At 63.0% G+C, this 13,500-nt stretch carries 14 protein-coding genes, 1 tRNA gene and 1 pseudogene; 9 read left to right on the top strand and 7 right to left on the bottom strand.

Features of this window, described 5'->3' with window-relative positions:
• Nucleotides 1–75: 75 nt before the first annotated feature.
• Nucleotides 76–1,047: a LysR family transcriptional regulator gene (locus tag F8197_RS17655; RefSeq protein ID WP_152883011.1), complete on the top strand. Its 972-nt coding sequence runs from the start codon at nucleotides 76–78 to the stop codon at nucleotides 1,045–1,047.
• Here F8197_RS17655 and F8197_RS17650 read toward each other — a convergent pair.
• Together F8197_RS17650 and F8197_RS17645 are read right to left on the bottom strand one after the other, a co-directional pair.
• Entirely contained in the window at nucleotides 1,010–2,281 is a 1,272-nt protein-coding gene (locus F8197_RS17650; protein ID WP_152883010.1) for an Nramp family divalent metal transporter, read from the bottom strand. The genes F8197_RS17655 and F8197_RS17650 overlap by 38 nt on opposite strands.
• A gap of 16 nt (nucleotides 2,282–2,297) precedes the next feature.
• Entirely contained in the window at nucleotides 2,298–3,554 is a 1,257-nt protein-coding gene (locus F8197_RS17645) for a cupin domain-containing protein (protein ID WP_152883009.1), read from the bottom strand.
• A gap of 248 nt (nucleotides 3,555–3,802) precedes the next feature.
• Here F8197_RS17645 and F8197_RS17640 point away from each other — a divergent pair, with 248 nt between their 5' ends.
• Nucleotides 3,803–4,141 carry a hypothetical protein gene (locus tag F8197_RS17640; RefSeq protein ID WP_152883008.1) on the top strand — a complete coding sequence of 113 codons (339 nt, stop codon included), beginning with the start codon at nucleotides 3,803–3,805 and terminating at the stop codon, nucleotides 4,139–4,141.
• Nucleotides 4,128–4,436, top strand: a complete 309-nt coding sequence (locus F8197_RS29465) for a CcdB family protein (RefSeq protein ID WP_152883007.1) — start codon at nucleotides 4,128–4,130, stop codon at nucleotides 4,434–4,436. Before F8197_RS17640 ends, F8197_RS29465 begins: the two co-directional genes overlap by 14 nt.
• Nucleotides 4,437–4,465: 29 nt before the next feature.
• On the opposite strand, the pseudogene F8197_RS28950 reads toward F8197_RS29465, so the two are convergent.
• Nucleotides 4,466–4,697: pseudogene (locus tag F8197_RS28950) on the bottom strand (pirin family protein); the annotation flags it as partial.
• Here F8197_RS28950 and F8197_RS17625 point away from each other — a divergent pair.
• From F8197_RS17625 to F8197_RS17615, 3 genes are all read left to right on the top strand, one after another.
• Complete coding sequence (locus F8197_RS17625) at nucleotides 4,618–5,022, top strand: hypothetical protein (protein WP_193333468.1); 405 nt, start codon at nucleotides 4,618–4,620, stop codon at nucleotides 5,020–5,022. The pseudogene F8197_RS28950 and the gene F8197_RS17625 overlap by 80 nt on opposite strands.
• Nucleotides 5,023–5,056: 34 nt before the next feature.
• Nucleotides 5,057–5,503, top strand: a complete 447-nt coding sequence (locus F8197_RS17620; protein ID WP_152883006.1) for an Rrf2 family transcriptional regulator — start codon at nucleotides 5,057–5,059, stop codon at nucleotides 5,501–5,503.
• Between the two features lie 74 nt (nucleotides 5,504–5,577).
• Entirely contained in the window at nucleotides 5,578–6,222 is a 645-nt protein-coding gene (locus tag F8197_RS17615; protein ID WP_152883005.1) for an NADPH-dependent F420 reductase, read from the top strand.
• Here the strand turns inward: F8197_RS17615 and F8197_RS17610 are convergent.
• Nucleotides 6,212–7,867, bottom strand: coding sequence for a methyl-accepting chemotaxis protein (locus tag F8197_RS17610; RefSeq protein WP_152883004.1), 1,656 nt, complete (start codon nucleotides 7,865–7,867; stop codon nucleotides 6,212–6,214). The two genes, F8197_RS17615 and F8197_RS17610, sit on opposite strands and share 11 nt — an antisense overlap.
• A 149-nt stretch (nucleotides 7,868–8,016) precedes the next feature.
• On the opposite strand from F8197_RS17610, the gene F8197_RS17605 reads away from it, so the two are divergent.
• On the top strand, nucleotides 8,017–8,850 hold the full coding sequence (locus tag F8197_RS17605; RefSeq protein WP_152883003.1) for a hypothetical protein: 834 nt from the start codon (nucleotides 8,017–8,019) through the stop codon (nucleotides 8,848–8,850).
• A gap of 144 nt (nucleotides 8,851–8,994) precedes the next feature.
• Here F8197_RS17605 and F8197_RS17600 read toward each other — a convergent pair whose 3' ends face one another.
• Both F8197_RS17600 and F8197_RS17595 read right to left on the bottom strand, forming a co-directional pair.
• On the bottom strand, nucleotides 8,995–9,573 hold the full coding sequence (locus F8197_RS17600; RefSeq protein ID WP_152883002.1) for a hypothetical protein: 579 nt from the start codon (nucleotides 9,571–9,573) through the stop codon (nucleotides 8,995–8,997).
• A gap of 188 nt (nucleotides 9,574–9,761) precedes the next feature.
• Nucleotides 9,762–9,837: transfer RNA gene (locus F8197_RS17595), tRNA-Phe, on the bottom strand.
• Nucleotides 9,838–9,984: 147 nt separating this feature from the next.
• Between F8197_RS17595 and F8197_RS17590 the strand changes: the two genes are divergently transcribed.
• Nucleotides 9,985–10,530 (top strand): DUF2058 domain-containing protein, encoded by a 546-nt coding sequence (locus tag F8197_RS17590; RefSeq protein ID WP_056147087.1) that lies wholly within the window; start codon nucleotides 9,985–9,987, stop codon nucleotides 10,528–10,530.
• A gap of 13 nt (nucleotides 10,531–10,543) precedes the next feature.
• Nucleotides 10,544–10,969, top strand: a complete 426-nt coding sequence (locus tag F8197_RS17585) for a hypothetical protein (RefSeq protein ID WP_152883001.1) — start codon at nucleotides 10,544–10,546, stop codon at nucleotides 10,967–10,969.
• Nucleotides 10,970–11,011: 42 nt separating this feature from the next.
• On the opposite strand, the gene F8197_RS17580 is transcribed toward F8197_RS17585, so the two are convergent.
• Nucleotides 11,012–13,411 (bottom strand): S9 family peptidase, encoded by a 2,400-nt coding sequence (locus tag F8197_RS17580; protein WP_152883000.1) that lies wholly within the window; start codon nucleotides 13,409–13,411, stop codon nucleotides 11,012–11,014.
• Nucleotides 13,412–13,500: the final 89 nt, after the last annotated feature.

Raw genomic sequence — 13,500 nt, 5'->3', positions numbered from 1 at the left:
AAACGGTAAGCTTGGCGGTGAAGCACATAGGCTAGACTCGGGTGGTACGTTTTCACGTGACGGAGAGTCCACCCGATGAAAAACATCACCCTGCGCCAGTTCCGCATCTTCGAGAGCGTGGCGCGCAACCTGAGCTTCTCGCGCGCGGCCGAAGACCTGCACCTGACCCAGCCCGCCGTCTCCATGCAGATCAAGCAGATGGAAGGCCTGGCCGGACTGCCGCTGTTTCGCCAGACCGGCAAGCGCATTGCGCTCACCGACGGCGGCCGCGTGGTGCTGCGCCACTGCCAGGTGATCCTGGCCGACCTGCGCGCGGCCGAGCAATCGCTGGCCAGCCTGCTGACCGTTGCTGCCGAACAGCCGCGCCAGCGACTACGCGTGGGCCTGATCACGTCGGGCAGTTGCTGCTTCCCGCACCTGATCCGCGCCTTCCTGCAGGACCATGACCACATCGACCTCGACATGACCGTGCGCAGCCGCGACCAGCTGGTTGCCATGCTGCGCTGCGATACGCTCGACCTGGCGGTGATGCTGCATCCGCCCGAACTGCGCGGGGTCGATGCCACGCCGTTTGCCGACAATCCGTTCGTGCTGGTGGCGCCGCCCGATCACCGGCTGGCCGGCGCGGCGCAGGTGCCGGTCGCGCACCTGGCGCACGAATGCCTGATCGTGCGCGAGCACGGTACCGATACCCGCCAGGTGGCCGACGACACCCTGCTGGGCCGCGCCGCCATCGGCTTTGACACCGAACCGCGCTTCATGGAACTCGGTTGCAGCGAGGCGATCCGCCAGTCGGTCATTGCCGGCATGGGCATCGGCCTGCTGTCCGCGCGCGAAGTGCAGGCCGATGTGCGTAATGGCCAGCTGTGTGTGCTCGATGTGCAGGGTTTTCCTGTGATGCAGCAGTGGTATGCCGTGCACCGTGGCGAACATGGGCTGCCGCGCGCGGCGCGCGACTTTTACCGGTTCCTGCTCGACGAGGGCGCGGCGCGGCTCGATCATTTGTCACTCACCCCGCCAATGCCTGCCACAGCAGCGCCACATTGAGCAGCACGATGGCGGCGGCAGTCACCGCCGCCGCCACGGTCAGCCTGCGGCCGGCCGTAAAACCCTGCATCACCGAGCGGCGCGACGACAGCACCACCAGCGCGATCAGCGGCACCGGCAGCACCAGGCTTAACACGATCTGGCTGTCGATCATGGCCGTCATCGGATTCATGGTGGCGCACACGATAAACGCCGGCACCATGGTGATCAGGCGGCGCGCCATCAGCGGAATTTTAAAGCCGACGAAGCCCTGCATGATGTTCTGGCCGGCCATGGTGCCCACCACCGAGCTCGATATGCCCGAGGCCAGCAGCGAAATCAGGAACAGCACGCCGGCGCCGGCACCGAGCGCTGGCACCAGCGTGTGGTAGGCGGTGGCGATATCGGCCAGGCCAGGTGCGGTCTCGCTGAAGGCGGCGGCAGCCATCGCCACCATCGCCATGTTGACCAGCGCGGCCAGTCCCAGCGCGACCGCCACCTCGCGGTTGGAGAACGACACGAGCTGGCGGCGCTGGGCGTCGTTGCGGGCCGGCGCGCGGTGCTGCGTCAGGCCCGAATGCAGGTAAATCGAATGCGGCATGATGGTCGCGCCGACGATGCCCACGGCCAGCATCAGCGCATCCTTGCCGTGCAGTTGCGGCACGAAGGTGTGGAACAGCGCCGCGTGCCAGTCGGGCGGCACGATCACCAGCTCGGCCAGGTAACTGAGCCCGATCACCGCCACCAGCGCGGCAATCACGATTTCCAGCGGCCGGAAACCCTGCGCATCGAGCGACAGGATGGCGAACGTCACCACGCCCGTGACCACCAGCCCCCAGCCCAGCGGCACGTCGAACAGCAGCGAGATGCCGATGGCGCCGCCCATGAATTCGGCCAGGTCGGTGGCGATGGCGCCGATTTCGGCGGCAATCCACATCGCCACCACCAGCGGCCGCGCAAACTCGTCGCGGCACACCTCGGCCAGGCTGCGGCCGGTGACGATGCCCAGCTTGGCCGACATGGCCTGGAACAGCATCGCCACCAGGCTGGCAAGCAGCACCACCCACAGCAACTGGTAGCCGTAGGTGGAGCCGGCCTGCAGGTTGGTGGCGAAATTACCGGGGTCCATGTACGCCACCGACGCCACCACCGCCGGTCCGGCAAACGCCAGCATCGAGCGCAGGCCGCGCCGCTGGTGGTCGAGGGCGTCGCGCATGGTGGCGACGGTGGCGGTGGTATTGGCGGCGGTGGTCATGAAAGGTCTCCCTACATCAGGCGATGACGTCGCGGCGGTTCTTGAGTTGGTGGATGACGTCGAGCGTGGCGTCGTCCACCCGCAAGTGCTCCTTGACCAGCTGGCGCGGCGTGTTGGCCAGCCACTGTGACAGCGAGACTTCCGCGAAGTGGTCGGACTTGAACAGCTCGAGGAAAATCAGGTCCGAGGTGCCGGTGTTCTTGATGTAGTGGCCCAGGCTTTTCTGCACATAACCGACGTCGCCGGGGTTGAAGTCCACCGTTTGCGCCACAGGCCCGGTATTGAACACCGTCATGCGCCCGGAGCCCTTGATGAAGTACTGCCATTCGTCGGCGTCCGGGTGCCAGTGCATTTCGCGCAGGCCGCCCGGGCGCAAGGTGACCAGCGCCGCCGCCACGGTTTTCGACACCGGAAAATTGTTGCTGTCGACAATGCGCACTTCGCCGCCCGGCTGGGTGAGCGTGGGTTTCATGGCGCCCATGCGGAAGATGAACGGGTGGTCGGGGCGGCCGAGGCTGGAGGCCGCGTACAACTGGTCGGCCCTGAGCGGACCGGCCTGCGCGCCCTGGTAAATCCACAGCTGCTCGAGCGGGATGTTCTTGAATTTATCAGCCGGTACGCCGAAGTTCTGCGCCAGGATGTCGGGCGGCGTGTGGGCCAGCCAGTCGCTGAGCATGAGGGTATTGAATTCGCCGGAGGCGCCGTCGTCGAACGCGATCACGAACTCGCCGCCGTTGGCGCCAATGCCTTGCAGCGAGTGCGGCAGGCCGGGCGGGAAGTACCAGATATCGCCCATCTCGACGTCGGCCACCTCGGAGCGGCCCTGGCTGTCGATGGTGGTGATGCGGATGCCGCCCACGGTGACGATGGCCCACTCGGCCTGCTGGTGCCAGTGCAGTTCGCGCACGCCGCCCGGTCCCAGGCGCATGTTGACGCCGGCGATATCCTTCGAGATCGGGAACGCCTTGGTGGTCACCTCGCGCGCCCAGCCGCCATCCTGGATGCGCTTGTGCGCCATGTTGAACGAGTTCCACGGGATCTGCATGCCGCCCACGTCGGTCGCCGGTGGATTGGCAAACGACGGCAGCACATCGCGCAGCGCCGGATTTTGCGGACCGGGATCGGCATTGGCGAGCGCCGACGAATTGATGGCGCCTTGCAGCGGCCGGTTGGGATTGCCGAACTCGGCAGCCTTGGCAGCAGCTGCCGCTCCCAGCGCCACCGCACCAGCGGCCGCACCGGCCAGGATTCCGCGACGATTAAGGTCAGTCATACTAATTCTCCTTGAAGAGTTTCCATCCTTCCGGGCGGAGGACGGATCGACACTGGAGCGGCTGCGCGGCATGTGAGTTTCGGCAGGCGCTCCCATGGAGAAATAGTAGGGCGGGGCAGGACGGAACGATATTCAGGATTTCTTTGGGTGATCCATAAGCGCGGCTGATAAGTATGGAGTAATGCGGCAGGGAAGCGGATCGACGGGGTTTTCAGGCTGTGGCATGATCACGTGAACAGGGAGGCCATATGTTGAAACAGGTTGGCGCCAGCGGCCAGATTTCGTTGGGCGAGGAGTACGCAGGGCGGCGTTTCGACGTCATTGTTCATCCCGGTGACCGATTGGAACTGATACCGGTACCTGAGGAGGCCGCAACGGCGCGTGATGGATCGGCTATTGTGCAAGCGCCAGATGGATGGTTGCCTCCTGGAGGCTATACCGCATGCACACAATGGGCGCTTGACAACCGCGAAGCACTGGAACAGTACGCGCTGCGGATAGAGCAAGAGGGGACCGCTGCAGAACAACTGCAGCGCTATCTGGCAGAACATCCGGAACTGGTGGCTGATAGCCATGGCAAGATTTGATATTTACGTCAATCCGAACAAGTCTGCCAGGCATTGCTATTACGTGGATGTGCAGAGCGATTTTGTTCGACTCAACACCAGGTGGTGTATTCCTCTTTTCTTGTACAGCCCCCCGGCGCCGATTATTCATGGCGCGCATGCGCTGGTTCAGGTCCGTCATCAATCCTGTATTCTGGACGCGCCCAACCTCCTGGCAGTCCCCGCCAGTTTGTTGCGGCAGCCAGCAGGTCGACTGTCCTCCAGTGAACAATTACTCTCCGAGTCTTGCATAGAGTTTATGTTGCGCGGTTATTAAAATCCTCGGAAGCTCAAGGTAGTTTCTTTTTACCGCAACCGCGCCCCGATCCGCTCGATCTCCGCCTCGCCCTTGACCAGCGCCGCGCGGCTCGTATGGACCGAGTAGTTGCCCATCACCAGCTCGTGTGGGTGCTTGACGGGCCGAGCCGATCACGAAGGACGTCTCGCCCCTGGCCACCATGTCCAGCGCCTGTTGCGATTCCTCGAACACCACCAGTTCGCCGGCTGCCGCCTGCACGCCGCCGTCCAGCTGGCCGGAAGCCCAGCTGAACACGCGGTTGCTACTGCGCTCCACCCGCAAGCTCACCCTCACCAGCGCCGGCCAGGCTTTTCACCAGCGCTGCGCCGCCGCCGTCGACGACCTGGCCGCCGCCAGCCAGGCCAGCATGATCGGCAGCGAGCAGCCCGCCGGGCGGCTGGCGCCGGTGCTGCCGCAGTACAGCAGCGCCAGCTTCGGCCTGCATGCGATGTATCCCACGCGCCAGCATTTGCCGGCGGTGGTGGCCGCCTTGATCGACCTGGTGCGCGATCGCCTCAATGCCATCCCCGAAAAAAAGATTGACGCACCCGACAATAGTGTGTGATAGTGTTGCTCACACACTGCTGAAAAAGAAATGTATGCCCACCAGCTCCCGATTCGCCGTTGCCATCCACACCCTGGTCTCCATCGAAGTAATGGGTGGCAAGCCAGTGCGGTCGGAAGATGTGGCGTACTCGGCCAATACGGGGGCAGCGGTGATACGGCGGTTGTTGTCGATGTTGAGCGACGCCGGACTGACCACGTCGCAACTGGGCGCGGGCGGTGGTGCACTGCTGGCCAAACCGGCAGCACAGATTCGCCTGCTCGACGTTTATCGGGCGGTGGAAGACACCGAGATGTTCACCTTGCACCGCACGCCGCCTTGTGAGAACTGCGCGGTGGGAGGCAATATCCAGCAGGCGATCGCGCCGTCGCTGGCCAGGGCACAGTCCGTGTTTGAAGCGGAACTGGCCAAGGTCACGATTGCCGACATGGCTGCCGAGGTGGCGCGGATCGGCAAGTTTTCGATTCCGCTGGTGTGGTAGCAGCTTTTTTTCATCCTAAATGTAACTGTGTACGTCACACAGTATTTAATGTCTTACCTTTTCAGGAGAATAGTATGTCTATCGGAATCATTGGCTCGGGCGCCCTTGGTGGTAATATCGCGCGCATTCTGGCTGGCGCCGGCTTTTCGGCGGTCATCGCCAACAGATCGGGTCCGGCTGCGCTGGCGCCGCTGCTGGCCGAAACCGGCCCCAGCATTACTGCCGGCACCGTCGAGCAGGCTGCCAGCGCCGACATCGTGTTCGTTGCCGTGCGCTGGGAAACCCTGGAAGAACTGATGCCGCAACTGCCGGCCTGGAACAACCGCATCGTCGTCGATGGCACCAACCCGGTCCTGTTCCTCGATCCCGATTCGGATGACGCCAAGGATCCGACCAACCCGCTGGCCGCCTACGGCATCAAGGCCATCGACCTTGGCAACCAGCATTCGAGCGCGATCTTCAGCCAGCTCGCGCCCGGCGCCCGGGTGGTCAAGGCCCTCAACCACCTCGACGTCAAGCTGCTGCTCGAACCGAAAGAGGCGGGGGGCCAGCGCACCCTGTTCTACTCGGGCGACGACGCCGCCGCCAAGGCCGAAGTACGCCAGCTGCTCGAGGCAGCCGGCTTCTTCGCGGTGGACCTGGGCGCGCTCGATGTCGGCGGCCCGCTGACCCAGCTGCCGTTTGGCGCGCTGTCGGCCAGCAACTTCATCAAGCGCTGAGCATGGCCATGCCGCCCGCCGGCCGCGCAGGGCGGGCGTGCGGCGCGCGCACCGGATGGTGGTTTTGACGAACCGCCGGCGCAGGGTGGGCAGGTTCGAGCTGGAACACGCTGACCGCGTGCGCCAGCCCTGCGGCCTGTTCCTGCATGGCGTTCGAGGCGGCTGCCGCTTCTTCCACCAGCGCGGCGTTTTGCTGCGTGACCTGGTCCATCTGGGTGATGGCGTCGTTAACCTGCTCGATGCCTTGGCGCTGTTCGGCGCTGGCGGCGGCGATATCGCTGATGATGTGGTTGACCCGCTGCACGCTGTCCACCACTTCCTGCATGGTCGCACCGGCGCGGTCCACCAGTTTGCTGCCCACTTCAACCTTGCTGACCGAATCGTCGATCAGCACCTTGATTTCCTTGGCCGCGCTGGCCGAGCGTTGCGCCAGGTTGCGCACCTCGGTGGCGACGACCGCGAAGCCGCGTCCCTGTTCACCGGCGCGTGCCGCTTCCACCGCTGCATTCAGGGCCAGGATATTGGTCTGGAACGCGATGCTGTCGATCACGCCGATGATGTCGACGATCTTGTGCGCCGAATCGTTGATCGAGCCCATCGTCGTCACCACTTCCGCCACCATGGCGCCGCCGCGCACGGCCACGCTGGAGGCCGAGCTGGCCAGGTCGCGCGCCTCGCTGGCGTTGTCGGCATTCTGCTTGACGGTGGCGGTCAGTTCTTCCATCGACGAGGCCGTTTCTTCCAGCGAGCCGGCTTGCTGCTCGGTACGCGAGGACAGGTCCATATTGCCGGCTGATATCTCTGCCGAGGCGGTGGCGATGGTGTCGGTACCGCTGCGCACTTCCTGCACGATGTTGTAAAGCGCCGCATTCATGTCGCTGAGCGCCTGCATCAGTTCGCCCGTTTCATCCTTGCTGGTCACGACTACTTTGCTGCTGAGGTCGCCCTTGGCAACGCGCTGGGCCAGCGCCACCGCGCCTTGCAGCGGCACCGTGATGTTGCGCGTTAGCAGGTATGCCAGCACGGCAGCGATCGATGCCGCCAGGATGCCGCCGCCGATCAAGAGGATGTCGGTGCGGGTGCGCTGGGCGGCGAGGTCGGCCGAGCGTTTTGTCAACAGTACCTGCTCGCCGTCCCGGATCACGGCAAGTTGGGCGCGCATGGCATCCATGGCCGCTTTGCCCTTGTTTGACTGCGCCAGTTGCACCACCGCCGCCATGGTCTCGGGCTGGTCGCCACCGCTGCGGCGCAGTGCGATGGCAGGCTCCACCGCCTCGCGCAGCCACTGTTGTTCAGCCGCCGCCAGGTCCTTCAGCCGCTGCTGCTGGGCCGGGTTGTCGCTGGTCAGTTCGAGAATCTTGGCGAGGTGGCTGGTGAAGGCGGCCCTGCCGGCGTGAAAGGGTTCGAGCGATGCTTCGTTGCCGGTAAGCGAAAAGCCGCGCTGGCCGGTTTCCATGTTGATCAGGTTTTCCTGCAGCGCGTTGGCTTCGGCCAGCACCTCGTAGGTGTGCACGTTCCAGCTGTTGGCCGTGCCAAGGCGGCTGAAATTGACCTCGGCCACAACGACCAGTGTCGCCAGCATGGCAACGATCACACCGAACGCCATGTAGAGGCGCACACCGATTTTCAGATTGGACAAACGCATGGGAGCTCCTGGGCTAGATGACGGTAAGGATGAAGTAATAGTGAATTAAAGATATTTGTATTTCCTTCTGGATATATTTTAGGCGGGGTTTTGAATTGCGTTCGTTAGGCAGGTAACATACGCAGCACCTTGTCCCTGTCACTGATCCCATGAGCACAAAAAATATCGCCTGGAGCGCAGACATCGGTTGCGAAGGCGGTCCCGTGATCGTCGCCAACCTCGCTGATTTCAGCCGCTGGTATGGCAGCGAGCCGTACGATGCATCCCAAGCCACCGAGCTGCATCACTGGTCGCCGTTTGCTGCAGAGTTGCCCGAGATCTGGCGCCCGGCCGGACCCACCGGCCATCAATACCTGGCCAGCGCCAACCCGTCGGCGGCGCGCGAAGCGTTGATGTCGGTCGTGCTCGAATTGTGGCCTGGCGCCATGATTGATCGCAGTGAAGCGACATGGCGCGCCATCCGTCCGGATGGACGGATATTGAACGCCGCCCTGGCGCCCGACAGCGAATACGACCGGGCTATCCGCAGCCTGGGCGACGAAGCGCTGCACGGTTTTCAGGGCGACGCGATGGGGTATTTGTGGAGCGCGGCGCCGGGAATGGTGCGCGTCAGCGTCGATGAACAGCGCGATTTCCTGGTGCTCTCGCAGGTCGAGTTTGCCAACGACGAGACCGACGCGCTTGGCGCGCACCGGCACGCGCTGGAGGCCGACTGGCGCAGCGCCGCTCCGGGCCAGCGTTACCGGGTGACTGCCGGTCCCGTCGTGGCGGCCTGGTCGCCCAACAGCATCCGCGATCTATCGGCACCGATCAATGCGGCCGATGCGACGCCGTCACTTCCCGGGCAATTACTCGACATGGCGACCGGCGCCAGTGGCGCGTTGCTGTGGCTGCAACCGGGCATGTACGAATCGGCGTTGCACTACCATGCCGAGGCAAGCTGGGGTGTTGCTTGGTGCAGGTTGCAGCGCGTGGGGAAATAGTTGCGTTTGGCGTGATACGCCTCAGGTAGCATACAGAGCACTGGCGTGTATGAATCGGCGTTGCACTATCAAAAAAAAACGCCCACTGCATCAGTGGGCGTTTTTCCTGGCGCGGTCCCTTGAGGGACTCGCAGCGCGCTGCGCTTATTGAATTGCTTTCATGAACTCAGGGTCATCGACCAATTGTTCGGTGTTCAATTTAATGGTTTCGTTCATAGCGCCGAATGGATTGACGAACTTGGCGGTCTTGCGCTGCGTGTTTTTTACGGAACTGAATAAAACCTTGGTCGAGCTCGTATCAGTAACCGTATACTTGATCCGCAAGGTCCAGTCGATGCTGTAACCAAGATCGTCGACCAAAAACTCTTCGATTTCACCGTTGAGAACTTTGGCAGGATTATCTATTTTTGCGCCCATGGTGCGCAGCTCGAGGAAGACCGCGTCACGTACGAAGACGCTGACATCTTTGTCGATCTTGATCTCGCCCATTGCGGTATTGCGGATCACATTGGCGGGGACGACTTTCGCTGCTTTCGGGGTTGCAGGCAGATAAGTGAAAGGAGCAACGCTGAGGCTTCCCTGAATCGTCTTGGTCGACGTTGGAGCGTAGTTGACAGGCGCTGGATGGTTTGCGCAGCCCGTCAGTACCAATGCAGCCACGGCGATGCTGGCGGCAGCAGCTTTACGGCACACGAAGCCAGCGTTAGAGAAAAGCGTCATCATTGTAGCAATCCTAGTAATAAAAAGAATGCTAATGGTAATTCTAAATTACCTGGTGGATATCCTCTAATGTCGTAAATATTACCTGCTGTATCCCGATTACGACACAATAACTTCCAGGAATACCCAGCTGCTTGTAAAAAACAAAAACGCCCACTGGTGACAGTGGGCGTTTCGTTGAAGACTATTCTTGGTGGCCCGGGGCGGAATCGAACCACCGACACAAGGATTTTCAATCCTCTGCTCTACCAACTGAGCTACCAGGCCAAGGCGCGCAATTATAGCAGCCCGATTTGAAAATGCCAAATGTTTGCTGGCGGTGGCCAGATTTCCTGTCGACCCACCGCTCGACTTTGCTATGCTACCGGCTTGACGCTGGCGCAGCCGGCAATCCCCCCACACGGAGCAAAGGACATGGTTTCCTTACAAGAGCAGTTTTTAAAAGCGGGCCTGATCGACAAGACCAAGGCCAAACTGGCCAACCAGGAAAAGAGCAAGCAGAAGAAAGTCGAGCGCCGCACCGGCGAGCAGTCGGTCGATGAAGCCCGCCTGGCGGCGCAGGAAATCCAGCGCAAGAACGCCGAAAAGGCGCGCGAAGCGAACGCCTTGCGCGATGCGGCCGCCCAGCAGAAAGCCATCATGGCGCAGATCGTGCAGATGGTGCAGCAGAACCGCCAGGACAAGACCAAAAACGGCAAGGACGATATCGCCTACAACTTCACGCATGGCACCAAGATCGAACGGATCTACGTGTCGCCGGCGGTGCGCGAGCACCTGGTGGCGGGGCGGCTGGTGATCGTGGTGCTGGGCGCGACGGTGGAACTGGTGCCGCGCGTAATCGCCGACAAGATCGAAGAACGCGATGCGTCGCTGGTCGTGCGCGTCAAGCAGTCCGCTGCGGTGGTGGAAGAGGACGATCCATACGCGGCGTTCCAGATCCCCGATGATTTGATGTGGTAATCGGTACGATCCGGTGAAGAAGGCCGCCGCCATGATGGCGCCGCTATTGCTGCTGACTGCGTGCTATGACAGCGCCGATGAGTATCGCGACCTGGCGGCGCGCCACGTCCAGACCGAGGGTAGAGTGGTCTTTCTGACTTGCAGCAACCACGGAACTTTCATCTATTCGTACACCGTGAACGGCATACCGTATGGTGACCGCACCGATACCAGCGCGCTGGGACATGACAAAAGATGCGAGGACTTGCGCCGCAATGATCGGGTGCGTGTGTATTACGATCCGCAACGCCCCGCCGTGCATTCCTTGCGAGAGCCGGACGAGGAATACCGGCGCAGGCACGGGTTCTCCCCGCCGGGGTGGATCATCCTGTTCGGCCCCTTCCTGTACCCGGTCGGCATGTGGGTTTCCGACTTGTGGAAAGGCCGCAAAAAAAGCTGATGCCGGACCGGCAGTTGTCCGCCGGCCCGTTTCCCTTCCTGGTTACTCTTTCGACTTCAGCGTGCGCTCGAACAGCTGGTAAATCCGGCGGTACTGGTCATACCAGCTTTCCGCATGCACGTACGCGTGGCGTTCCAGCGGGTACGAGGCCAGTTCCCAGTTGTCCTTTTTCAGTTCGATGAAGCGCTGCGCCATGCGCACCGAGTCCTGGTAGAACACGTTGTCGTCCACCATGCCGTGGGCGATCAGGATGTGGCCCTTGAGCTTGTCGGCGTATTCGATTGGCGACGAGACCTTGTACGCTTGCGGGTCCAGCTCCGGCGTGTTGAGGATGTTGGACGTGTACTCGTGGTTGTAGGTGGTCCAGTCGGTGACGGGCCGCAGCGCGGCGCCGGCCTTGAACTGGTCCGGCGCGCGCAGCAGCGCCATGAAGGTCATGAAGCCGCCGTAGCTGCCGCCATAGATGCCGACGTTTTTCGCGTCGCCCTGGTGGTTGGCCACCAGCCAGTTCAGGCCGTCGATATAGTCTTCCAGTTCCGGGTGGCCCATCTGGCGGTAGATCGCCGTGCGCCAGTTGCGGCCGTAGCCGAGCGAAGCGCGGTAATCCATGTCCAGCACGATGTAGCCTTGCTGTACCAGCAGGTTGTGGAACATCTGCTCGCGGAAGTACACGGGGAAGCGCTGGGTCACGTTTTGCAGGTAGCCGGCGCCGTGCACGAACATTACGACCGGGTATTTTTTACCGGGTTCCAGGGTGGCCGGGCGGTACAGCTTGGCCCATACCGGATCGGCGCCATGCGTCGATGGCACGGCCACGATTTGCGGTGCGATCCAGTTGCGGGCCTTGTAGTCGGCGCTGCGGGTGTCGGTCAGCTGGGTGGCCGCGCCGCCGGTGGCCGATACGGTGGCGATTTGCGCCGGCATGTAAGAGGTCGAGTAGCGCACCAGCAGCTTGCGGCCGTCGGGCGACACCGTGAAGCTCTCCACGCCGCCAAGCGTGGTCAGTTCCTTTACCTTGGCGTCGGTGGTGTTGCTGGCGCAGACTTCATAGGTGCCTGGCAGCTTCGGATTGCACAGGAAGTAGGCAATCTTGCCGTCGGCCGACCAGGTGACGTCGCTCGCTTCCCACTTGCCCGAGGTGATCGCGCGCGGCGCCGCATCGGGCGTCCGGGCGTTTTTCAGGTAGAGGTGGGCGTAGCCGCTTTCTTCTGACTGGAACCACAGCGTGCTGTTGTCCGGCTGCCAGCCGAAGTCGTTGCCACGATTGTTCACCCAGGCCTGGTCGCTCAAGCGGTGCAGCGGTTGCAGCTTGGCGTCGGCCAGGTCGACGGTGGCGATCCAGCGGTCCTTGTTGTCGACCGCTTGCGCCATCACGGCCACGCGCGCGCCGTCGTCGCTCCAGCGGATCGATTCGGCGCTGCGCTCGAGGCGCACCGGGCGGTTGCCCTTGAGCGCGGCCAGCTTTTGCGCTGCGCGCATGTCGGCCAGCGGATCGGTGGCGATGCCGGGCAGGGCGTCGAAGGACAGGTCGGTCACCTTGCCGGTGGCGATTTCCAGCAGTTTCAACTGGTGCGGCACGGGGCCGGCGTCGCTCACGCGCGGGCGTTCGTCGTCGGCTTCCTCGTAACCGGATTCGGTCACGTAGCGCGGCATCTTGCCCACGCGGCGCTTGTCGGCATCCTTGGCGCTGGTGACCACCAGCAGGTAACGCCCGCTTGGTGACAATGCACTCGACTCGATCACGACCTTCTCGCCCAGGTACACCGGTTTCGGCGCGCGGGTGGCGTCGGCGCTGCGCTCGGCATCGCGCTGGGCGCGGGTCACGTCGCGTTCTTCCTTGACGCGGGCCAGGGTGGAGATCAGGCGCAGTTGCAGGTCGCGCAGCGAATCGGCATCGGGCTTGGCGTCCGGGTCCTTGGCGGTGCGCAGCACGGCCACCGGCGTCACCAGGCGCTCGCTGCGGCTCCAGCTGAACCAGTCGTTACCGATGCGGAATTGCACCTGCTTGCCGTCGGCCGCGTACTGCGGATCGGCAGCGGCAGCGGTGCCGCGCACGATTTGCGTCAGCACGCCGGACTTCAGATCGCGCTCGAACAGGTCACCGTTGCGCAGCACGATGGCGCGCGTGTGCTCGCGGTTGTAAACCGGGTTGGCGGTGTCGAGGTTGGCCAGTTGCTTGTCATCGACCTGTTTGGCGGCACCGTTGTTGACCAGGTACGTGTCGCGCAGCGGCGAGCCGGTGCGTTTTTGCTTGTAATAGACCTGGCGGCTGTCCCAGCCCCACCAGGCCGATTCGACGGGCGTGCCGATCCAGTCGGGATTGGCCATGGCCTGGTCCAGCGTGATCGGGGTGGGGGAAGTGGCAGCAGCGGCGGCGTGGCCGCTGGCGAGCGCGGTGGCCAGGATGGCGGCCAGCGTTGAAGTAGGCAAGACAAAACGCATGGATGGTTCGCTTTGAAGTTGGGTGGACGGAAGCGCCGGTCGCGGTCAGGTTGTAACCGACCGGCGCCATATTCTAGCCTAACCGTTTA

Source organism: Duganella sp. FT27W (assembly GCF_009295655.1).
Taxonomy (GTDB): Bacteria; Pseudomonadota; Gammaproteobacteria; order Burkholderiales; family Burkholderiaceae_D; genus Rugamonas; species Rugamonas zoogloeoides.
This window is presented reverse-complemented; position numbering and strand designations above follow the sequence as displayed.